The sequence below is a fragment of the Psychrobacillus psychrotolerans genome, assembly GCF_900115805.1.
GTDB classification, from domain to species: domain Bacteria; phylum Bacillota; class Bacilli; order Bacillales_A; family Planococcaceae; genus Psychrobacillus; species Psychrobacillus psychrotolerans.
This window is the reverse complement of record NZ_FOXU01000001.1, coordinates 255,222-278,494: the sequence shown is the minus strand read 5'-3', so window position 1 is coordinate 278,494 and position 23,273 is coordinate 255,222. Positions and strand designations below refer to the sequence as shown.

Genomic DNA, 23,273 nt, shown 5'->3' with positions numbered 1-23,273 from the left:
GTATTTCAGTTAATGCCAACCCCAAAATCAGCCCCATATGCATTTAAGCTTTGACTGAACAAGCAAACAGATTCTAGTTCTATCTTTCAGGAGTTACTTTTAACTTTGGGTATGTCTAAACCGTGTAAAGTTATTTTTGGGAGTGCTGTACTATCTAAACTTCTATCAAGTGGTCGTTTAAAATTAGAAATAGGTCCAGCACCATGGTCACTTATAAAAACGAACGTATCATTGTTTAACATTTGCCCGTAAGAACAAAGTGTTTTTTTACACCATTTTTGATAATTTTCTAGTTGCTGTATAACAAAGTCATCTACTAAAATGGTTCTGTAAGAATTTTTGGTCTTCGGTTTGCGCTCACCAAAATGGTCTCTAGTACGTTCGATTTTAATTGTTTTATTTTTAAAATCGATATTTTTCCACATAAGTCCCATTGCTTCCCCACGGCGAACACCAGTATAAGCGACAACCAAAAGAAAACTATAATTTGTAATGGATTCATTTTTCTTTGCATCATTTATAAGCGTGACTAGTTGTGAAGATGTAAGGTAATTATTTTTAACTTCATCTTCATTCGATACAATAGATACTTTCTTGAATCGATTACGTGGAAGTATTTCATTTTCGACCGATGCATTGATAGCAATTTTAAAAATGTTATGCCATTGACGAATAGAGCTAGCGTTGTAACTTCCTTCCAACTTGTTTATAAAAGCACGTTCGTAAGTTAACTTATCTAATTGTTGTAACAAGATGATCTTGTGGTACAAGTTCATCAATCGTAATCATCTCTATTTGATCGCGTTCAACGTATTGATTTTTAGTCATCATATCCATTCACCTCATGTTTATTTAGAAAGTAGTTGATTGTAGTGTAGGCGGCGATTCCTGCGGGAACAGCCCGAGTCTCGAGATCCCGCAGGAGCTTGCGACGAGGAGGCTTGAGCCAGGCCCGCGGAAAGCGTCCGCCGAAACGAAAATCAACTAACCCTAATTCGAAAAATACTAATTCTATTTTAAAAGAAAAAAGACTGTAGATAAACTCTAAATTTATCGAGTTTGTCTACAGTCTGAGAGCTTGTTATGAACAAGCTCTTTTATTAATGTCATTTTGGGATTATACCCTACAAAATGTAGCTATTATACAGTAGAGTTCTAATACAGAAACTTCTGCCGAATTTTTCTTTTCCTGCAATCATTCTACAAGAAACACGTTGCACAGTTCTTTAGAGCTTTTGATGAAGAGGAGAGAGGAAGAGCCAAGATGGAGAAATCGTTATAGTAAAACGTGTTGTGAAGTCACAAGCCCCAGTCGTTACAGCACAAATATTTTGCTAAAGAATCGAAACCCGAAGGGATGGCGTGACAAGATTGAAATCAAAAACGAACATGAAGGAACAATGAAAGTGGAAATGGGGGATATGGAGAAGTGGAGTAATTAATAGTATTTAGTTTTTCAGCCATCCGGCATATCCATTGGCATACCTTTTCCGTGAGGAGTGGCTTCAGCCTTTGTTCTGCCGACTTCACCTGAGCATCACACCCCATAATCTGTCTATTATGACGCATGCGGGAGTATCAATGGGATAGAGTTTCAAAATACTGGGTTTTATCATTCCTATCCTCGGTTATAAAGTTAGGACTACCGAAGAAATCCCTTGTTTTTTCACACATTAGTGCTTTTACAAAACTTGTCGCGCTACCTCTTTAGTTCAATAAGAAAAGAGCTGCCTAAGCAGCTTAATGCTCTTCAATTAAAGCTAGCCTTTCGTTCAACAAACCTTCTAACCTAAATATACTACTTCACTATTTTCCCTCTTTGCTCGAATCGTGATTTTACCCACATATTGCTCTGGATTTTTATAACCATTTTCAACTTCTTGAAATAGCGTAGATAATATCGTTTCTACTTCACCTAATGTTGTATCTTTAGAAAGCCTTCTTAAATGCGACTTAAACCTTTAAAAAACTGGCAAATTGAAATTTTAAGTAGCTTTAGTTTTGGGCATTCTAACGGCTTTTTGGAATGGATTAATAACAAAATAAAAGTGATGGAATGAAAAGCGTACAGCTTTCGTTGTTTCGATCACTTTAGAGCAAAAACCTTATTAAATTTAAAGTATAAAGAAATCGGGGTTCATTGGGTTAAGGTGCAGCAAATTTACAGCTCCCCAACATTTGATTTAGAACCGATTTATTTGGTATCAACTTTTTCACCCCTTCATACGTCTAGTAGTTGTATACAAGTGAAATTGTTAAAAAGGAGCTTCTTTATATATGAAAACCAGAAATGCATTGCAACAGGATGAGGTATTTATCCAGTTCATACGTGAAAATAAGGAACGTTTTTATTTGCTAGCTTATAGCTATACGAAAAACGAGCAAGATGCACTCGATGTCGTACAGGACAGCATTCAAAAAGCGATGATTGCACTCAACAACATCGAAAAAGTCGAATATATGAAAAGCTGGTTTTATAAAATCGTCGTGCGTACTGCCATCGATTTTTTACGCAAGCATAAACGTTCACAAGTCATGGATGATGAAACACTTCATTACTTAACCCCCGCACAAGAGGATAAATACGAAAACGTTGACTTAGAGTACGCTTTAGCTGAACTGCCACAAATGTACCGTGAAATCATCATTTTGCATTATTTCGAAGACTTAAAACTTGCTGATGTGGCAAATATTCTCGGCATTAATCTCAGTACGACTAAATCACGTCTTTATAAAGCGTTAAAAATACTTAAAATTCAACTGCAAGATACAGAAGGAGAAATGACACATGAATGATAAAAAATTAAAGGATTTACAAAAACAATATGAAAATGTGCCAATACCAAAGGAGTTAGACTTTATCGTGGAAAATACGTTAAAGCAAGGAAAGAAAAAGAAAAGACGCTCACATCTGTGGTTATTTGGGACAGCCGCTGCGGCAATGCTCTTTACAGTTAGTTTAAATATTAGCCCAGCGATGGCACGTACGCTTGCAGACATCCCGGTTGTTGGTAGTGTCGTAAAAGTATTAACGTGGACAGAATATGAGGTGTCAGAGGAAACATACGATGCGAACATTGAAGTCCCTTCCATTGAAAATCTAGAAGATAAAGAGTTAGCAAACACGATAAATGAGAAGTACCGTGCAGAAGGCAAAGCCCTTTATGAAGAATTCATCGCAGAAGTCGATGATTTAAAAGCGAATGGCGGTGGACATGTAGGTGTTGACAGTGGCTACGACATCAAAACAGATACTGACCAAATTTTGTCAATTGGTCGCTACGTAGTGGAAACAGTTGGTTCTTCTTCTACAGTCATGCAATACGACACTATTGATAAGAAAAATGAGATTTTATTTAGCCTGCCAATACTCTTTAAAGACGACGCCTATGTTAACGTTATAAGCGAAAATATCAAAGAACAGATGCGGGCAGAAATGCTTGCATCAAATCAAGAAAAAATTTACTGGGTTAAAGGTGCAGGTATTGCCGATGAAGAGTTGTTTTACGATTTCACAGCCATTGATGCTAAGCAAGAATTCTATATTACCGATAGCGGCAAGCTCGTTATTTCTTTCGACAAATACGAAGTTGCACCAGGCTATATGGGTGTTGTAGAATTTGAAATCCCGACAGATTTATTACAAGATGTCCTTGTAAGTAACGAGTACATTCATTAATAAAAATGGCACTATCTCATTTCATATGGGACAGTGCCATTATTTAGGGTCCCTTAATATTTGCTGGAATTTTCACGCAATTTTACGCATGAAAAAACAATCAAAGGGGAGCACATTGCTATCGATACCACACACTACGAATCATATGACGAAGCGATACCTTCTGAAAAAGAAAAGCAAGCTCCACCCTAAAAGCGTGATCGTAAATCAAAATAAGAACGTGAAGCCTGGCTCAGCGAAAAGGCTAAAAAAGAAGCGAATAAAACGATCTTTGAAAAAGAAATCAAGCATCTACTATATACACCGCTCGATGTGCTTATTCAAGACGCACCCATCGAACCCAAATGAAAATGGGCGATGCCTACGCTTTTGAAAAAACTGACTTATGAAATTGATTCAAGTCTAAACTTTCTAGGTATTTCATGCATCTTTGGTAAGTAACTAAAAAAAGGAAAAAAGGACGTTATTACCCTTAAGCCCCAGTAAACTGCTTTTTAATGCTTTATCCTACATTGATTCATTTGACTGAAAAACCATCAGATAGTTGGTATAACAAGGTTTTCATGAAATTTAATCACTTAATCCTATCTAAAAATGTTATAGCATGAAATAGGAACGAATTCTACAAATCCTTGATTTTATAGGGTTTCAACGTATTTCAGTTAATGCCAACCCCAAAATAAGCCCCATATGCGTTTAAGCTTTGACTGAAACAGCAAACAGATTCTAGTTCTATCTTTCAGGAGTTACTTTTAACTTTGGGTATGTCTAAACCGTGCAAAGTTATTTTTGGGAGTGCTGTTCTATCTAAACTTCTATCAAGTGGTCGTTTAAAATTAGAAATAGGTCCAACTCCATGGTCACTTATAAAAACGAATGTATCATCATTTAACATTTGACCATATGAAAAAAGTGTTTTTTACACCATTTTCGATAATTTTCGAGTTGGCGTTTAACTATGTCTGCAACACAGAGGCTTTATATGTCAGCTACCCTTGGACTAGGGGGGAACTAGAAAGGATAAATGGTCAACCTGATATCCTTAGAATTAAAGCACCAGGGGGATGGGACAGGCAAGGTATTGGACGTAGACTATACTTTTTTCCAGGACACTTCGTTAACAGAGCCGTATTCTGAAGTTTTAGTGACTAAATTAATTCAAGAATCCTCGAGGTCATTAATTTTAGTTCCAGATCAGTATTCTGCTTTTAAAAAAACTTGATTTTATTACACACAAAAAGAAAAACTGTATGACCGAAATTGGCCATACAGTTTTTTAGCCTTGTAATGATTTTTTTCGAAGTGGGGCTAAAAATAATGTGACGATCAAAATACAAGTTGCGATGACTACAGCACTAGTGAATAAGCCACCGTAACCGTTTTGTGCCGCTAATGTGGTCAATTGTTGCACACTAGTAGATAACACCTCTTTTAAGGTTGGATCTTGAACTTGATTTAGTAGTTGTGTCATGTCTGTATTAGCAGAAGCACCAGATGACATTTGCGCTGTTAGTTGTTGCAACTCAGCCGCACCTTCTTGACTTAAATTTGCTTTTGCAAGATTACCTTGTAAAATTTCAGGGAAGTCCGTTTTGAATAATGCCGGTATTTCATTGTAGCCGCGAGCAATAAAGCCTGCGTATATTGTGGGTGCCAGCGTCATTCCAAGCGTTCTTGTTAATGATAATGTTGCAAGAGCAGTACCTTTATTTGCTTGTAATTTTTCAGTTGCTAACATATTTAATGGCGCACCCAAAATAATCCCCATACCAAAGCCAGCGATGATTGAAGAGATGATAAATTGCCATTTTACTTCAATCCATAATGGGAATAATAAAAATCCTATTGCTGATATAACACTCGATAAGATGACCGCAAAAATGGGTCCGCGTTTGTCTGTAAATACGCCACCTAAACCAGCACCCAAACCAGCTGCAAGAGCTAGTGGTGTCATCCAATAGCCTGCATTTTCAGATGCAATCCCAAGTACTTGCTCTGAAAATGCAGGGATGAAAATCATTCCGGCTAGTAATGCACCTGAAAATGCACCAATCATTAAAGTTAGTAAGTATGGCGGTTGACGTAGCAAGTGGAATGGTAGAATCGGGTCTCCACCACGCTTTTCAAGACGATTTTCATGTACTAGTAAACCAATTAAAAGAACAATACCAGCAATGATATAGCCATAAACATTTGGTTGCAATAAGCTTTTTAAAAGGTGAACACCTTCTAAATTTGTCAGTCCATACATAATGCCTAAAATCGCTAAAGATAATAAAATAGTTCCAAATAAATCGAGTTTTCCAGGCTGTACATCTTTCGTTTCATCTAGTTTAATAAAGCCTAAAATAACGAGCACAATGGCAATAGGTACATTCACTAAAAATAGTACATGCCAGCTACCTGTAACGTCTAATAAAACACTGCCGATATTGGGTCCAAGTACGGCCGCAATACCGTTCATCCCACCAAGCATCCCAAGTGCCTTACCTTGTTTTTCGACAGGTAATGTACTTAATATATGTGAGCTACCAATAATGAAAATACCGCCGCCACCCATTGCTTGAATAAATCGAGCGATTAAATAAAAAGAAAAGTTTGGACTCAAAGCCACGAGTAATGAGCCAATACCAAAAATGGCGATTTCAATAATAAATAATTTTTTGCGTCCATATCGATCAGAAAGTTTTCCGATAATCGGCACACTAATTGCCAAACCAAGTGTGTAAAGCGTGACACCCCATGCTCCCCAGTTTGCATCGACATCGAATGATCGATTAATCGTTGTTAAAGCAGCACTAATAATACCGTTATCAAGTGCGGCCATAAATACACCGATGGAAAAGAGGCAAATAGCCCAGGTTTGTGATGCGTTTTGCTTTTCTGTCATAAAATTCCTCCTTCGATTTAATATATTTTAACAAAACAGCGCTCATATCGTAATATTGAATCAAATTTAAAGTTATTCCTACGTTCGTATATCCCTAATTTTTGTAAAAAGGCATAGCACTGTCTGTCAAGCAGGTTGAATCCGAATACCTTCTCACAGTTTTCTTCGTCCTACAATTAGAAATGTTCATGTATTTAAGCCCATACATAAATTTGTAAGATGATTATACAGGAATTGTATGGGACTGTATAAGATTTTATGGGGTTTCCCCGTCTTACAGCGTGTATAAATCACACTCTTGTGAATTGTCTTAACAAGGATTTAACATCAATAGTTATATATTGGTAACATCAAATAGGAAGGAGGAACTTAATATGAATAAAAAATTAACAATTTCGACATTAGTACTAGGGTTATCTGTTGTTGCGGGATCTGCATATGCTGCGAGCAATACCGACATGTGGGAAACTACTAAATCCAGTGAACCTGTCAGCTTAGAAGTATTGGCTAAAGAAAAAGAGATCACTAAAGATGAACTAATTGTTCAGCTTGAAAAAAAAGGAAAGCTGACAAAAGCTGCTGAACTCACTTCGAGTACCGAAGCTAGTGAACCTGTCAACTTAGAAGAAATGGCTAAAGAAAAAGGCGTCACGTTAGATGAACTGATTGCTCAACTTGAAAAAGAAGGAAAGCTGACAAAAGCCGCTGAATTAACAGAGGCTGATTTTGAAGGTAAATAAGCAATTCAATAACGAACAATAGTTTCAAATTGTTCACCTCGTAAACACCTTTTCGCAGTCATATGGTTGTCACATTAATAAGATAAAATAGAATTATGGGAAACACATCCCATACAATATCGCAGAGCGATTAAAATAAGGAGGAATTTGAAATGAAAAAAATCCTATTAGTAGGAGCAATGACATTAGCAGTTTCAGCAATTGCAGGATCAGCTTTGGCTTCTCCAAATGATTTAAAAGAGGCATCGACACCTGCAGTGGAGACCACACCAGCAATAAAAGCGACACCAGAAGAACTAGCGGCAAGAGAAGGGGAGTCGACACTTGCAGTGGAGACCACACCAGCAATAGAAGCGACACCAGAAGAACTAGAGGCAAGAGAAGTGGAGTCGATACCTACAGCAGAATTGACACCATCGGTAGAAGCTACAACAAAGTAGTCTTCCGAATCGACTCCTTGAGTAATATGGGTTTTAAAGAGTATCCTGAACATGGTTGCAAGAATAATTCCGATTATGCCAACAAAAGAAATTTGTACGAAGCAGAGGTAACAGATGAGGCAGTACTTTATCAACTCTTACCTTATTTGAAGACATTACCAACTAACTGCTACGTCCTAACGAAAATTAATTAAAGTTTTGAACAAAGCGCCCACGTAAAAACTGAGGCGCTATTTGACGCTTATGGAGAAATGATTTACTTCGGGTCAAATACTTTTTTGTCATGACCCACTATTTAAGATGACATGAAAGCAAGTTCCACCATTTTCATTATCAGTAACAGTAATCGTACTATTATGCTTTTTGATAATGCTTTCAACAGTTGATAGACCTAAGCCTGTACCACCCAGTTGACGAGATCGTGATTTGTCCACACGATAAAAAGGTTCAAAGATTTTCTGTTTGTATTTGTCGGCAATGCCAATGCCTGTATCTATAATTTTGATTGAAACATGTTCCTTACTTAATCTGTTTACAATAACTTCAACTGTGCCGCCTTGAGTATTGTACTTAATTCCGTTTTCCACCAGGTTGTAAAAAGCACGATACAGTAGGTCAATGTTTCCAAAAACAACGCTATTATCACAATTTAAGGTCATTGTAATATTCTTATCTTTAGTGATATGAGAAAGCTCGGAAATAATATCCTCCAAAATATCCTTTGCGTAAATGCTGCTTTGTTCACCGTTATCTTCCATATTCGTCATATCTAAAAGGCTAGCGACTAGTCCTCTCAAGCGTTTTGTCTGTTTTTCAATAACGTTAATAAGCACATCATATTCCTCGGTTGTATGAATTTTTTTCTTTTTAAATACATCAACTTTTGTTTGTAACACAGCAAGAGGTGTTCTAAGCTCGTGGGCGGCACTTGCGGAAAATCGTCGTTGCATCATAAAAGAATCATTCAACTTATCCGTCATTTCATTAAAGGTACCAGTAAGCTCTGCAATTTCATCTTTTGTGAGCGGCACGGATAGTGTTTCAGATAAATTATGAACATTTATGTTTTTTACTTGTTCATTTAGCGTATCAAGAGGTTTTAATGCCTTCCCCGAAAGATAGTATGTTAAAAACCCCCCGCTAATAATAACTAAAAGCATATAAATAATACTTTCAATTCTAAAACCTATTTTTGCTTTTTGGAAAGTCTCTGATGAAACGGAAGGGGCCATGTTGCTTGATGCTGGTGGAATGCTTTCATCAATCCATTGATCTTCGCCGACTTCTTGTGCAGGTATTGTGGCAGTTGCATCAATTATTGTAGCCATTTTAATAGCAGAAAAATTTAGTATTAAGGTAAGTCCTACACAACAGACAGTTAAAAGAGCAACAGTCATAACAGTAAGTCGTAATCGAATTGGCATGTTTTTAAGCATTTTCATTTTCATTATCACTCTTTTCTGATAAAAAGTAACCTTCTCCGATTTTCGTTCCAATGGGGTCATAGTTTAAAACAGCTTTTAGCTTCTTTCGGAGCGTCGCAATATGAACACGAATAGCTCCACTAAAGCTATCTGCATGCTGATCCCAAACATGTTCAATCAGTTCTTCTTGGCTGACCACTCTGTCTTTTTGAAGCAAAAGGTATTCAAACAATGCAAATTCTTTTTTTGTAAGTGCTATTTCACTCTCGTTAATAATTGCAATCCGCTTTGATAAATCCACCTTAATTTCCCCTAATGAAAGCATACTACTTTCTTGCATAAATTTTCGCCGTAACAAATTTCGTATTCTTGCTTCCAACTCGGCAAAATCAAAGGGCTTTGCCAAATAATCATTTGCTCCTATGTCTAAGCCTTTTACTTTGTCATGTACACTACTCCTTGCACTGAGAATAAGTACCTTTAATTCCGGCTTTTCATCTCGTATCTTTTCTAAAACCTCTAGCCCATCCATTTTCGGAAGGTTTAAGTCAAGTACAACCAAATCGTAATTTACTTCATATAAAAGCTCGTAAGCATCTTTGCCGTTGTCACAAGTATCAACAGCATAACCATCTATTCTAAGCCCATCTGCAATTGCTTCCTGCAGATCAAGCTCGTCCTCTACAATAAGTATTCTCATACCAAAATCACCTCTATTTCTATTGTACTGTAAGTATGCGTTAAATCTCTGTTAAGCATTTAATTCACTACAAAAAAAACCACTTAACGGAGATTTAACATCGTTTTTTATACAATGGTGATACAAGTTTAGGAGGTATAAAAAATGTGTGTTCTAAATAGCGTAATTAAAAATATTAAATAAAGAAAAACTAATATAGTAGATAGGAGAAATAAAATGTTTGAAATTCAGAAAGTATCCAAACAATATAACGGCGAATTCGCTTTAAATAATATTTCCTTAACAATGGGAAAAGGAATGAATTTTATCGTTGGTGCTTCGGGTAGTGGTAAAACGACTCTTTTGAAAATCATCAGCGGTATGGACCAAGATTTTGATGGCGAGGTTACCTATTGCGGAAAGAATATAAAAGAATTAACCACTAGTGAAAAAAGCTATTTTTACAACAATATTTTTGGATTTGTATGGCAGGACTTTAATTTGCTTGAAGATTTATCGGTTTTAGAGAATGTGTTGTTACCACAGTATTTGAAAAATAAACAAAATCAAAAGAACGCAAATAATATTTTAAAAGAACTCAAAATATTTGACCTAGCACAACGAAAAGTGAACTCTCTTTCGGGCGGTCAAAAACAGCGTGTTGCCATCGCAAGAGAGCTCATGAAAAATCCAAAGGTTATTATCGCTGACGAGCCAACAAGTGCATTGGATGAAAAAAACTCAGAAACAACAATGGATATTTTGAAATCTATTTCTAAAAATAGGACAGTTATCGTTGTTACCCATGATGTCAATTTAATTGACAGTGACTCAAACATTATAGATTTAGATGAGGGAAAATTTGTAGCATCACCACAAAAAAATGTAACGAAAATAGAAAAACTTACATACGGTGAAAGTCATCGCTTAACGATTAAAAACGCTTTTTCAATGACTAAATCAAATGTTAAAAGTAAATTTGGCCGATTTTTAGTATCAGTTCTTTCTCTAATGATCGCAGGTGTCCTTTTGCTTACAACTGTAAGTGGGACAATAGCGAGCAGCGGTCAAGGTGATATTGAAAAACTGCTTAGTACCTATGGCGACGCACTTAAAGATATTAGTATAGTTAGCAGCTTTACCAGTGCAGTAGGAACAGACGATAATCAGGAAGAAAAGCCGAACGCAGATGTATCACAGGATATTGGTGGCTTATATGATCAATATGTAGGCGATGAACGCGTTGATTTTACTGCTTTTTTACAAGCGTTTGATAATATAAAAGTAACTGTTGACGGGAAAGAATATCCAATAGAAGGAACAGGTACTGTTCCATCAATTAATAAGTTGATAGCAGGAAAAATGCCTACTGGCAAAGACAACGAGGTTGTTGTTCCAGACAGTTTTGTTAAATCAATGGGCATATCAAACGAGCAAGCAATAGGCAAAGAAATTGATTTTAGTAGCGCTATTTACAATTGGGACACAGGTGATCCTGTTATAAAAAACGCATCCATTACCGCAAAAATCGTAGGTGTTGCAGATAATACTACCTATATGGAACTCGAAGGTAATGTGGAAGAATTTACAATCGGTGACTCTTTCTTCTTCAGCAAAACTGGACTTGATGATTTGAGAGGACAAGCAGGTATTGAAAATGAGGCAATGGACTTTCTTATTCGAGCAAAGACGCCAACTGATATGATTGCCATTAAAGACGAGCTTAACGAAAAAGGAATTGCACCTCTTGGTCAATTTGAACTTGTTGAGGATATTGTGAGATTAAATGACCAAACAACCGAACAGTCAGGCTCAGCAAGTATGTTCATAGGGATTTTGGCTGTCGTTATGGTTATGGCTATTTCCTTGATCACAGGCTTTATGAGAAAGAGAGAATTTGCAATTTACAAAGTCAGCGGCTTTAATAATGTTCATTTTAGTCTGCTTAACTTGACGGAAAAGATCACGGAAATTATGACAGCAATTCTGTTAATGCTTGTTACATCACCTCTTATCAATATAGCTACTAAAGGCTTGTTCAGCGCAAGTATTTTAAATTCTAAGATGTTAATTTCGGGTGTGCAATTCATTGCCTTAGTTGGCGTTGCAGCTTACTTAACAACGGCTATTGCCTTTATAATGACTAAGACATCCACAGCTTTGAAGACAGGTGACAGATAGTGATACAGATAAATAACCTTACAATACGATATGATCATTCAGTTATTTTGGAAGATACAAGTTTTAACTTTCCAAGCCAAGGACTTGTTTGCCTTTTAGGTGCATCAGGTTCCGGTAAAAGCACGTTGCTTAATATGATTGCAGGATTCGACAGTAATTACAGTGGTGATATTACGGCTTGTGGTACTTCTATCAGCAAAATGAATGCCGATGAATTGTGTGCGTACCGCAGAGAAAATATCGGGTTTATCTTTCAAAACTACCATCTTTTAAGAGGATATACCGTTATTGAAAACATCTTGCTTGCTTGTGAGTTAAATACAGCAAGTGAAGAGGAAAATAGAGAAAATGCCAAAGAGCTGCTAAATAAACTGGGATTATCGCAAAAGACTAATGAAAAAATCGAAAATCTATCGGGCGGTCAAAAGCAACGAGTTGCTATTGCAAGAGCGTTGATTAGTAATCCTCGTATTATTTTGGCGGATGAGCCGACTGGAGCATTAGACCGAAAGAACTCTAATGAAATTATGGAGCTTTTAAAAGAAATTTCAAAAGAACGTTTGGTGATTGTGATTACGCATGACCAAAAGATTTGTAGTTTTGCAGATAAAGTCATTCATATTGAGAAAGGAAAAATTATTGCAAAAGATACCGAGTCCCATACAGAAATTGCTAGTGATCATAAGCTCAGTTTAAATAACGCGATTAAAATATCTGCGTTCAAGCGAGGGCTTAAGAACTTCAAAGTGAATATTACACGCTATATGGCTGTCAGTTTGGCAATTTCCATCGGTATCCTTGTATTTATGTTGTCTTTATCTTCTGGGAATATAATGGACAAGAATATTTCGGATTTTCAAGATAAAAACACGGCCTTTAACAACGGTTATATTAAAGGTGAGGATGATGGTAAAGTTATTGAATTATTGAAATCCGATAAGCGTATCGAAAATGTGTATTACCAATACAAAATAACGGATGTTACTTTAAGGATAGGGGATAAAACGGAAGCATTAGTAGAAAAATACCCAATGGCAAAGGCTACTGAAAAAATGTCATATGGTGCTATGCCCAAAACAGGTGAAAAGGAAATAGCACTTAGTCCAAGCCTCGCTAAAAAATTTGAAAATGATATTAGTAGTTTGATTGGTAAAGAAGTTACCTTAAATTATGGAGCTAAAGAATACACGCTTACGATAAGCGGCATCTTTAATGAAGGCTACGATGATTTCTTTGTAAGCTCCGATATTGAAGAGAAATTTTACCAAAATGTTGAGAAAGAAAAAAACTACTCAATCAGTTATGATGTAAAGATTTTTGAAGATATTGTGTCAGTAAGTCAAATGCTTACTAACAAAAAAATCGACAGTAAAACTGCAGTCAAAGAAGTAGAAGTTTTGCAAAATACATTCAACAATCTTAGCCGTTTGTTTTTGATCGTTTCTATTTTAATCTTAGCAATTGGTTTGTTTATCAGTTCCGTATTACTGATCAAACTGCAAAATTTAAGATACAAGGAAATAGGGCTGCTTTCCGCCTTGGGCTATAATAAAGGAACAATTCGGAAAATTATTGTCAGTGAAAATTTACTTTTAGCAACAATGTCAGCTGTTTCTCAAGCTGTCCTTATAGGCTGTATGTATTTAGTCGGCATGATTTTCAGTTTGGCAATGATCATCACACCGTTACAAATCGTACTATCAATACTTTCCACTGGGAGTGTTGTAATTGTAATTAGTGTGATAGCAAGCTACAAGTTAATCTCGACAGAGCCAGCTGTAGCGTTGAGAAAGTAATATATTTTATTTTATAAAAATCCGAAGGGGAAAATATAATATGAAAAAAATGATATCGTTAGTACTAATAGGATTGATGGCTAATATGTTAGTTGGGTGTTCAGATGAACCAACAGAGGTAAATGATAAAAATGAATCTGGGCACACTAACGATAAAGACCGTGATCAGAAAAATAAAGATTTAATGGAAGATGATAAAAATAGTCAAAACAATAATGTGGGAAATTGGTACGAAGAAGATCTTGATGATAGAGTAGATGATAGTGACTTGTCTAAAGAAGAACAGGCCTTAAACAGAGAACTTGGGAAACTTGATGATGGACGTTATGAAATTGAAGTCGTTTATCCTTATGAAGATCGTGTACGTTTTAATATCTTATATCGTTTTGTAGATAAAGACAAACAAGTCAAAGATGGTGTTGGACAGGTATCAGAAGCTGGGAAGATGCCTGAAAATGACGATGATGCACTTACTCTTAAACTGGATGACAAACTACAAGGTAAAAATATTTTTCATCGTCACGGCTTAAACCACAACTCCACTAACCATTTTCATTATCTGTGGTGCAGCACTATTTTGTGTTGCATGGATGGCTAACGGGTGCTTCGTTAAAAAATAAATGAAAAAAACGTAGGGAAAGCTCAGTTCACTATAGACTGAGCTTTTTTAAAATTTATAAAAAGTACAGCTCACAGCGGTGTGATTAATTATACATTTTTCTTAGGTCAGTGCGGGAGGCATAATGTAATAACAAGGAAAAAGGTTTTATATTAATATAATCCATAGTACTTAATAAAAGCACCTCGAATAGAGATGCTTTTTGTTTTGCCCTAATTCACTTATACATTGCAGTACATACGCCGCCACTAATAATTTTATTAACCCCAATGTTTGCCTCAAACTAGCCCCAGTAAGCTATTCTCCTGTATATAAAAAGCCCCAAAAACAATTTAAAAATTGTCTCGGGGGCCAACTTAGTTAAGTTTTACTTCCAATTTTTCTCGATAAATTCATCTCGACCTGATTGTGCTCGATCCTCTTTGTAATGGTTAGGGCTTTTTTTATAGAAGTCTTGATGATACTCTTCGGCTTCATAAAATGTTTTAGCTTCTCGTATTTCGGTAACAATAGGCTTAGAGAATTTCCCACTTGCCCCAAGCTGTATTTTCGATTTCTCCGCGAGCTGTCGTTGTTCATCCGAATGAATAAATATGGCAGTGCGATAACTTTCACCGCGATCTTGAAACTGGCCTCCATCATCGGTAGGGTCAATTTGTTGCCAAAATATTTCTAGCAATTGATTGTAAGAGAAGATGCTTGGATCAAATTGTATTTCTACCACTTCTAAGTGACCTGTATCCCCTTTTTTAACGTCTTCATATGTAGGATTATCAAGATGACCACCCATGTATCCAGAAGTTACCTTATGTATGCCATCCCATGTGTCGAATGGTTTTACCATGCACCAAAAACATCCGCCTGCAAATGTTGCTTTTTCTATCATATTTATTCCTCCGATTCATCTCACCTATTGAAATTTTGTTTGTGTAAAACAAATTTTAACACTTGTTAACTAGTTGTACAAAAATCTGAAACTATCTTAGCTGAAATACGTTATTATTACTGTATAAAGGGGAGATTTTAAGATGGAAGAAGAATTACAACAAACTAGTAGACGTCGCAGAAAAAGACGTCCCAGAGTAGGACGCATACTTTTTGTTATTTTTTTGTTTTTGGCTGTAGGAATTGGTATTTATACATTTACACAATATTCTAGTGGCTACAAATTTGCAGATACAGAACAAAAAGAACCAATGGAATTTAATGGTGATGAGCTTAAGAAAGGTGACCGTGAAAATATTCTGGTTCTTGGTGTAGATTCCAGAGGGGAGGATCAAGCTCGAACAGATACAATGATGATCTTTTCCTGGGATAAAGAAAACAATGATGTGAAAGTGATATCATTCATGCGTGATATATATGCAGATATTCCCGAACATGAATCATATAAATTAAATACAGCTTTTTATCTTGGTAAAGTACAATTATTGAAAGATACTATGCAAGGGATGTTCGATTTACCTATTCACCACTATGCGTTAATCGATTTTAGTAGCTTTGAGTCTCTAGTCGATATAATTGCACCAGACGGCGTACCAGTAAATGTTGAAAAGGATATGTCTGAGAAAATTGGTGTCACATTAAAGAAAGGACAACAGAATCTAAATGGTAAAGAACTACTCGGTTATGCTCGTTTCCGTTCCGATGCAGAAGGAGACTTTGGGCGAGTAGGTAGACAACAGTTGGTGATGGAGATCTTAAAAGACGAGCTATTGTCCATCGAAAACGTACCGAATTTACCTAAATTCATTGGAGCTACTGAGGGATATATCCAAACAGATTATTCGCGTTCAGACAAAACAAAGAGAATATTAGATGCAGTTGTAAGTGGTAAGTTAGAAATGGAAAAATTGACAATTCCAGTAGAAGGTACATATTCATTTAAGAATTATAGCCATGCTGGATCAGTCATCGTACTCGACAAAGAGATGAATAAAACGGCCATTACAGAGTTTTTAGAGAAATAAGTTGCTTTAATATTGCCATATTATTTTTTACTCCGTAAAATAAATATAAATAGAAAGGAAGTTTGATAGAAGTGGAGCCAGAAAAACCTTCTTTTTTCTCTACTAGATACATAAAATTTTTAGGCGGACGTAATACAATCTTTTCATTAATTCTGTTGCTAATGATTGGACTTGTTATTATGATCTACGATGAAATTTCCTTTATTTTTGTGCCTTTGACAGTGTTTCTCGGCAATGTAATTTTACCAATAATTTTAGCTGTCATTGTATACTATTTATTACGCCCAATATTGCGGTTACTAGAAAAAATTAAAATTAAACGGGTCTGGGGAATTCTGATCATTTTCTTAGTCTTAGTCGGTTTAATAACTTTACTGGTATTCCTAGTGTTTCCTTTTTTAAAGGGACAAATATTTAAACTAGTAGAGGAACTGCCTACTTACTTTATCCAACTTTTTAATGATCTTGATGCTTTTTTAAGAACATCTATTTTTAAGGATTATTATTTACAAATAGAAAATGACGTTGCATCAGTATTAAATGGGCTTCCTGACGAAATTGGGGAATTCGTTCAAAATACTGTAACTGGAATAGCAACTGGGATTTCCTCCATTGTAGGGGTTTTAACTAGTTTTGTACTGGCGATTGTAACGGTTCCATTTATCGTTTTCTACTTATTAAAAGATGGAGAAAAGTTACCTAATTTTGTGATGAAGCTATTTCCTCCAAGGATGCGAGATGATTTACAGGAAGTATTTACAGGTATAGATAGACAAATTAGCTCATATATTCAAGGACAAATACTAGTATCTATGTGTATCGGGTTTATGATTTATATAGGGTTTACTATTATTCAAATGCCATATGCTCTATTATTGGGAGTTATCGCTATGGTTACTAGTGTTGTACCATATTTGGGTCCAGTTATTGCTATTACTCCAGCAGCGATAATCGCGTTAGTAACATCCCCATTATTACTAGTTGGATTAGCAATTGTTTGGACAGTAGTACAATTAATAGAAGGTAAGTTTATATCACCACAAATAATGGGTAAATCACTACATGTGCACCCAATTACTATTATTTTTGTTCTTATAACAGCAGGATCATTATTTGGGGTTCCGGGAGTGATTTTAGGGATACCAGGATATGCCATATTAAAAGTTATCATTTCACACTTTTATACATTGTTTAAAAAGCGTTATAATAAGTTTGAACCAGTTATTGAAAATCATTATGAGTATACAAATCACAAGGTGGACTGAGAATAATGGCGAAGAAGTTTGAATCTTCCATAGAAGTAAAATCTATTAAGATAGATACGGTTGTGGATCATCCTATTATTGAACATGGGATAAACTTATCAGGTACAATTTATATTGATGGAGTACATGATGAATCGGTTGAAAATATCAAATTAGAGGTATTTAAACTAACGAATGGTGAATCATCTAAAATAGTTTCGAAACACTCTATAGAGTTAGTCGGTGCAGCTGCTTCAAAGGATATGCAAATGATTCCTTTCGAGATTATGCCCGATGAAAGATGGATACCAGATAATAATGAGGAAGTTACGAAACTTATTTTAAGAACAACCGTGTTATTTGAAAATGGATCTGAGTATAACGATGAAGACGAGATCCATTTTGATATTGAAGAATAATATATGAAACTCCAGCCATGTGTTGGAGTTTCAGTTTGACGACAAAGGTATTTTTATAAACGGTTATGAATAGTAATAAATGTCCCTAAGGATGTTTATTCATCTTATTAAAAGTAAGATATTAATTACTCTATTGGAACTGTTTATAAGGCAAGGTTCACCACGAAGACTCCTGTGGGAATAGCTTGAGCTGAAGACCCCGCAGGAACGTAGTGACGAGGAGGCTGAAGCCAAGCCCACGGAAAGCGAAGTGGTGGGCCTTGCCGAGTTTAATATTTAACTCTATACACCTAAAATTGAGTTTGTCTACAGTCTGAAACTCCAGCCATGTGCTGGAGTTTTTTTCTATCCTGAGCATTAAATCATTTACTTACAGAACTAAAGAGATAACTGGCAGTCTATATAGATTATTTGTTCCTTAGAAATATGTTACTCACCCTAAAGTAAACTTTACCTGGAAGATATTCCGTTTTTTTGTTTGCGCCAAATTTAGAAATCTTATAGTATAAATCTTCTTTGCTAGTGCATTCTAATATTAAATTGGGAGGCAACTAATGATGACTAAACGAATATTTTCAATATTGATTATTTCAAGTCTTTTACTGACTGCCTGTGGATTTCAAAGGGACTCCAATCAGCCAGCTAAACCAGAAACACAATTAAACAACCAAGATAAAGAAGTTCCTAACACAGGGAATGAAGAAGTAAATGAAGAAAATGATGTAGGAATTCCAAAGGTAGATGAGGGGCTAAATGATCCTTCGTTTGAAAAACCAAATGAAAATAACGATTGAATTGTTTGAATAATTGTGTTATTGTTTATTTAACTAACTCGAACGGAGGTGAAGAAAGGATGAAAAACACTATGAACGCACAATTTTTTATGTTGGAATTCTTATCAACTTCTTGTGCAATTACTCATGAAAATGCTACTAACGGGATAGGTCTGTCTATTTTTAGCCATTTTCATAGTAATACTCATAGCTGAGAAGTCATTCTTTCGGATCCAATTAGGTAGCGAAAAGACTGTGCTTTTTAGACAGTCTTTTTTTGTTGCGAAAAAAAGAATTGCTCCTCAGCTCATATAAGAATTGAAGGGAAGCGTTCATTATGATATGTACAGTTCAAAATATAACTAAAATGCTCGGAGGAAATATAATCTTTGAAAAGTTGTCTCTAGCTATTAAAACTGGGGAGAGGTTAGCGATTGTTGGTCGTAACGGTAGCGGTAAAACGACTTTATTCAAATTATTGGCGGGAAATGAGAAACCTGATGAAGGATCTATTCACTTTAAGAAAGGTACTTCTGTAGGTTATTTGGCTCAAATTCCTTCCTATTCGGAAGATGTCACTGGTCTAGATGTTCTTCATTATGCTTTTGAAAAAATAACAGCGTTACAACAGAAAATGATACAAATGGAAAAACAAATGGCAACTATTGGTGCAGCGGAGATGGAACGTCTGCTACAACAGTATGGAGAAGTTCAAGAACAATTTACACTTTTGGGCGGTTATACAATGGAGTCTGAAATTGAAAAAGTAGTGCAGGGACTCCAGCTTACTCGGTTTATAAACCAACCATTTGCTAGTTTAAGTGGTGGAGAACAGACGAAAATAATGTTAGGGAAGATTTTACTGTCGGATCCAGATGTATTATTGTTGGATGAACCAACCAATCATTTAGATTTGTTTGCAGTTGAATGGTTGGAACAATATTTGATTGGCTATTCAGGAACAGTTGTAATTATTTCGCATGATCGATATTTCTTAGATCAAGTTGTGACTAAAATTGCAGATTTAGAGGAAGGAGAGCTTTCTCTTTATCATGGGGATTATTCTGCCTTTATATTAGAAAAAGAAGCCAAATTAATTCGTGAATTTCAGCATTATGAGGAGCAACAGAAAAAGATAAAAAAAATGAAGGATGCAATAAGACGTCTTCGACAATGGGCCAACGAAGCGGTGCCACCAAATCCGAAGTTATTCCGCCAAGCACGCAATATGGAAAGAGCACTAGAACGTATGGTAAAAGTGAGAAAACCACTCATCGACCCCAAAAAGATGGAGCTCTCATTTGAATTTGCTTCTAGAAGTGGGAAAGAAGTAGTCATGATGAAAAATGTATACAAATCATTTGGTGAGAATGTTTTATTAGAAGATGCTCAGCTTAATCTATACTGGAAGGAACGGGTTGCGATAGTTGGGCGAAATGGTTCAGGTAAATCCACTATTTTACATCTGCTGTTAGGTAATCTTCCTATTGATAATGGAGTGGCTCGGTTAGGTAGCAATGTGCGTGTAGGTTATTTATCGCAGCATTTCGAAATACAGAATCCGAAGGCAAGGCTGATTGATGTATTTCGAAGTGAGTTAAATTTAGTAGAGGGCGATGCTCGCCATATTCTTGCGAAGTTTATGTTCTTTGGTCCCGATGTTTTCAAGCGAATAGGTGATTTAAGTGGTGGAGAACGTATGAGACTTCGCTTAGCGCAACTTATGCATCAGGATATTAACCTCCTAATTCTTGATGAGCCGACGAACCATTTAGATATCGAATCGAGAGAGGTCCTGGAAGATGCTTTGGGTGATTTTGATGGTACTATTTTAGCTGTTTCACATGACCGATACTTTTTGAACAAATTATTCCCGAAAACGGTCTGGTTAGAACAAGGTCAGCTAACAACTTTTGAAGGGTCATATGATTGGGCGCGTATAAAGTGGGAAGAGCAAGTACCAATTGAAATTCCTTTTAAAAATGAAAAACAAGAAAAACCAACATATAAAAGAAGTGCAGGAGGAAGTGTAGAACGAAAGATTGAGGAAGAGATTCAAGCAGTGGAAAAAGAAATTTCCAACCTAAAAGAGCAAATCGAAATAGAAGAGGATTGGGAGACATACGAAAAACTTTTGAAAGCTATTGAATCAAATGAAATGAAGATAGAGAAATTGACTCTGGAATGGATAGAGCAAGAAGATGATTCAAATTGTATATAATTTTGATAATAGAAAAGAAATTTATCAAATAGTTAGAAAAGAGCATTAACATTCATACATTTGTACTATATAATAAATTAAATACTATCCCAAATGGATTAGTAATATTGGCATGTATTTAATATTATATAGAGAGTAGATGGAAAATGAGAAAATCAATAAAGTGGAAAATTATTGTTTCAGTAATGGCATTAATATTCGTAAGCATGATACCGCTAATAAGTATTAGTACAAATACAATAAGTGAAAAGACCGAAAAAGATTTACTTGACCAGAGCCAAGTAATAGTTAAAGAAATGACCTCATCCATACAAAATTATCTAGCTGTATACGAAAAAGGACTTTTACAACTATCTACTTCTAATGCAATTTTAGATTTTGAAAATAATGAAAAAGCTACGAATGTAGTATTGACTACTCAATTAGAAAAAAACTTAGATACTAGATTCAATGAATTTGTTTCTTTGTATGATGCTGTAGCATCTGTGTATATCGCTTTTCCAGATAAATCGATTGAAATAATACCAGAAGCGGATCTTGGAGCAGACTTTGATCCAACCTCAAGAGAATGGTATTCCAATGCTGTTTCAAACAAAGAGAGTTTTAGCTGGTCTAAACCATTTGTGGATGCAGCAACTGGAGAATATGCTATTTCTGGTGCTAAAGCTGTTATTAAAAATGGCCAAGTGGTCGGTGTTCTTGCTATTGATATTTTACTGTCGAAGTTAACAGAAACGTTAGCTGACAGCGAGTTGGGGTACGAAGGTTATCCTATAATTGTAGATGCTGATGGTAATGCCATTGTTCATCCAACGTTATTTGGTGAAAATTTATCCAAGGATTCTTCTGTAAAGAAAATGCTTTCTAGTACCTCAGAAACAGGACATGTGACCGGTTTGATGGATGGTACTAACACAACTACTGTATACACTACGTTACCAGGATTAGATTGGAAGGTAGGCGCTGTTTATGAAGAAAGTAAAATCCATCAAACAGCAGACAGTATTCGTTCACAAATAATTATTATTGTTATATGTATAGAAGCGTTAATCTTTTTAGTATTATTTTTCCTTATAAGTCGTATATTGAAACCGATTGAACAACTTAAAAGATTGATGGATTCAATGGCAGAAGGAGATTTAACTGTTCAGGCTAATATTAAATCCAAGGATGAAATCGGACAACTAGCGAATAACTTCAACAAGATGGCTGTAAATATGAATGAAATTATTCAGGTCGTGAAAGAGTCAGCGAGTAATGTCCAATCGAATTCGGAAAGTTTAAGTGCTGTGGCAGAAGAAACAAACGCTTCCGCAGAGCAAGTTTCGTCAGCTGTGAGTGAGATTGCGGTAGGTGCTTCTAAATCTGCAGAAGATGCTGTAGACGTAACAGAAAGTTCGTTGCACTTAAGTGATCAAATCAATCTCATCAATGAAAAATCAGTAATGATGACTGATATAGCTATAAAAGCAAACACTATGAATTCGAATGGTCAAAACCAAATGAGTGAACTTAAATCATCTTTCCAAAACTGGGAGTCAAATCTAATCTCTATGTCCACATTGTTTAGTACATTGGAAGTTAGAGTAAATGCGATTGGTAGTGTGATGGAAACTATTATGCAAATTTCTGCACAGACGAACCTACTCGCATTGAATGCAAGTATTGAAGCTGCACGGGCAGGGGAGCATGGAAAAGGATTTGCAGTAGTAGCGGATGAAGTACGGAAACTAGCGGAGCAATCTGCAAAAGCGACAGAAGAAGTAAAGCATACGATTACGGAACTTCAAAGTGAATCACATACTGTAGGGCAACAAATGGAAGATACTATCAAAACTTTCCGTGAGCAGGGATCTGTTGTAACAAATACTGAAGTAACTTTTGGTGAAATATCGTTACTGATGAATAATTTGCAAACTTCAATCGATGCTGTTTCAGCAGAAATTGAACAGGTTTCTACCTTTAAAGATCAAGTTGTAGATATAATTCAAGTGATGGCTTCAACTTCAGAGCAAACTGCAGCAGCATGTGAAGAAGTAAGTGCATCATCAGATGAACAACTAAGAGCGATCCAATCGGTAGCGAAAGCTTCGGAGACTCTTACAGAGCTTAGTGACAAATTAGCGAATGCAGTGAATCGCTTTAAAGTTTAAAAGAAGTTGAATTGTTTGAAAACAAATGTTAATATTCACTCAGGA

Annotated in this window: 21 protein-coding genes; 16 read left to right on the top strand and 5 right to left on the bottom strand. The window is 35.9% G+C overall.

Going from position 1 to position 23,273, the window contains the following annotated elements; all coding sequences use genetic code 11:
• Window positions 1-86: 86 nt before the first annotated feature.
• Window positions 87-776: a site-specific integrase gene (locus BM260_RS01555; RefSeq protein ID WP_093534326.1), complete on the bottom strand. Its 690-nt coding sequence runs from the start codon at window positions 774-776 to the stop codon at window positions 87-89.
• Between the two features lie 1,170 nt (window positions 777-1,946).
• Here BM260_RS01555 and BM260_RS18905 point away from each other — a divergent pair.
• The 3 genes from BM260_RS18905 to BM260_RS01540 all read left to right on the top strand — a co-directional run bounded on the left by BM260_RS18905 (window position 1,947) and on the right by BM260_RS01540 (window position 3,679).
• Window positions 1,947-2,060 (top strand): transposase, encoded by a 114-nt coding sequence (locus BM260_RS18905; protein ID WP_139219888.1) that lies wholly within the window; start codon window positions 1,947-1,949, stop codon window positions 2,058-2,060.
• Between the two features lie 217 nt (window positions 2,061-2,277).
• Entirely contained in the window at window positions 2,278-2,796 is a 519-nt protein-coding gene (locus BM260_RS01545; protein WP_093534322.1) for an RNA polymerase sigma factor, read from the top strand.
• Window positions 2,789-3,679: an RsiV family protein gene (locus BM260_RS01540; RefSeq protein WP_093534320.1), complete on the top strand. Its 891-nt coding sequence runs from the start codon at window positions 2,789-2,791 to the stop codon at window positions 3,677-3,679. The genes BM260_RS01545 and BM260_RS01540 overlap by 8 nt, the downstream gene beginning before the upstream one ends.
• A gap of 1,276 nt (window positions 3,680-4,955) precedes the next feature.
• On the opposite strand, the gene BM260_RS01530 is transcribed toward BM260_RS01540, so the two are convergent.
• On the bottom strand, window positions 4,956-6,569 hold the full coding sequence (locus BM260_RS01530; protein ID WP_093534316.1) for an MFS transporter: 1,614 nt from the start codon (window positions 6,567-6,569) through the stop codon (window positions 4,956-4,958).
• A 374-nt stretch (window positions 6,570-6,943) separates the two neighbouring features.
• Here BM260_RS01530 and BM260_RS01525 point away from each other — a divergent pair, with 374 nt between their 5' ends.
• The 3 genes from BM260_RS01525 (at window position 6,944) to BM260_RS18310 (ending at window position 7,943) form a co-directional block, all read left to right on the top strand.
• Window positions 6,944-7,309, top strand: coding sequence for a hypothetical protein (locus BM260_RS01525; RefSeq protein WP_093534314.1), 366 nt, complete (start codon window positions 6,944-6,946; stop codon window positions 7,307-7,309).
• Window positions 7,310-7,461: 152 nt separating this feature from the next.
• Window positions 7,462-7,749, top strand: a complete 288-nt coding sequence (locus tag BM260_RS01520; protein WP_093534312.1) for a hypothetical protein — start codon at window positions 7,462-7,464, stop codon at window positions 7,747-7,749.
• A 17-nt stretch (window positions 7,750-7,766) separates the two neighbouring features.
• A complete protein-coding gene (locus BM260_RS18310; RefSeq protein ID WP_175496153.1) occupies window positions 7,767-7,943 on the top strand; it encodes a hypothetical protein in 177 nt (58 codons plus the stop codon).
• Between the two features lie 87 nt (window positions 7,944-8,030).
• Here BM260_RS18310 and BM260_RS01515 read toward each other — a convergent pair whose 3' ends face one another.
• Both BM260_RS01515 and BM260_RS01510 read right to left on the bottom strand, forming a co-directional pair.
• Window positions 8,031-9,197, bottom strand: a complete 1,167-nt coding sequence (locus BM260_RS01515; RefSeq protein ID WP_407691694.1) for a sensor histidine kinase — start codon at window positions 9,195-9,197, stop codon at window positions 8,031-8,033.
• Window positions 9,178-9,873, bottom strand: coding sequence for a response regulator transcription factor (locus tag BM260_RS01510; protein ID WP_093534310.1), 696 nt, complete (start codon window positions 9,871-9,873; stop codon window positions 9,178-9,180). The genes BM260_RS01515 and BM260_RS01510 overlap by 20 nt, the downstream gene beginning before the upstream one ends.
• A gap of 216 nt (window positions 9,874-10,089) precedes the next feature.
• Between BM260_RS01510 and BM260_RS01505 the strand changes: the two genes are divergently transcribed.
• From BM260_RS01505 to BM260_RS01495, 3 genes are read left to right on the top strand one after another with little or no spacing between them, the layout of a single operon-like run.
• Window positions 10,090-12,033: an ABC transporter ATP-binding protein gene (locus BM260_RS01505; RefSeq protein WP_093534308.1), complete on the top strand. Its 1,944-nt coding sequence runs from the start codon at window positions 10,090-10,092 to the stop codon at window positions 12,031-12,033.
• A 47-nt stretch (window positions 12,034-12,080) separates the two neighbouring features.
• Entirely contained in the window at window positions 12,081-13,829 is a 1,749-nt protein-coding gene (locus BM260_RS01500; RefSeq protein ID WP_245762607.1) for an ABC transporter ATP-binding protein/permease, read from the top strand.
• A gap of 40 nt (window positions 13,830-13,869) precedes the next feature.
• Entirely contained in the window at window positions 13,870-14,427 is a 558-nt protein-coding gene (locus BM260_RS01495) for a hypothetical protein (RefSeq protein WP_093534304.1), read from the top strand.
• A gap of 388 nt (window positions 14,428-14,815) precedes the next feature.
• Here the strand turns inward: BM260_RS01495 and msrA are convergent, their stop codons facing one another.
• Window positions 14,816-15,334, bottom strand: coding sequence for a peptide-methionine (S)-S-oxide reductase MsrA (gene msrA / locus BM260_RS01490; RefSeq protein WP_175496152.1), 519 nt, complete (start codon window positions 15,332-15,334; stop codon window positions 14,816-14,818).
• Between the two features lie 142 nt (window positions 15,335-15,476).
• Here msrA and BM260_RS01485 point away from each other — a divergent pair, with 142 nt between their 5' ends.
• The 7 genes from BM260_RS01485 (at window position 15,477) to BM260_RS01460 (ending at window position 23,228) form a co-directional block, all read left to right on the top strand.
• Window positions 15,477-16,418, top strand: coding sequence for an LCP family protein (locus BM260_RS01485; RefSeq protein WP_093534302.1), 942 nt, complete (start codon window positions 15,477-15,479; stop codon window positions 16,416-16,418).
• A 71-nt stretch (window positions 16,419-16,489) separates the two neighbouring features.
• Entirely contained in the window at window positions 16,490-17,683 is a 1,194-nt protein-coding gene (locus BM260_RS01480; RefSeq protein WP_093534300.1) for an AI-2E family transporter, read from the top strand.
• A 5-nt stretch (window positions 17,684-17,688) separates the two neighbouring features.
• Window positions 17,689-18,081: a sporulation protein gene (locus BM260_RS01475; protein WP_245762606.1), complete on the top strand. Its 393-nt coding sequence runs from the start codon at window positions 17,689-17,691 to the stop codon at window positions 18,079-18,081.
• 557 nt (window positions 18,082-18,638) lie between these two features.
• On the top strand, window positions 18,639-18,875 hold the full coding sequence (locus tag BM260_RS01470; RefSeq protein ID WP_139219887.1) for a hypothetical protein: 237 nt from the start codon (window positions 18,639-18,641) through the stop codon (window positions 18,873-18,875).
• A 59-nt stretch (window positions 18,876-18,934) separates the two neighbouring features.
• Window positions 18,935-19,069 (top strand): RAxF-45 family protein, encoded by a 135-nt coding sequence (locus BM260_RS18735; RefSeq protein WP_322788050.1) that lies wholly within the window; start codon window positions 18,935-18,937, stop codon window positions 19,067-19,069.
• 122 nt (window positions 19,070-19,191) lie between these two features.
• Window positions 19,192-21,075 carry a ribosomal protection-like ABC-F family protein gene (gene abc-f / locus BM260_RS01465; protein WP_093534294.1) on the top strand — a complete coding sequence of 628 codons (1,884 nt, stop codon included), beginning with the start codon at window positions 19,192-19,194 and terminating at the stop codon, window positions 21,073-21,075.
• A gap of 146 nt (window positions 21,076-21,221) precedes the next feature.
• Complete coding sequence (locus BM260_RS01460) at window positions 21,222-23,228, top strand: methyl-accepting chemotaxis protein (protein WP_093534292.1); 2,007 nt, start codon at window positions 21,222-21,224, stop codon at window positions 23,226-23,228.
• Window positions 23,229-23,273: the final 45 nt, after the last annotated feature.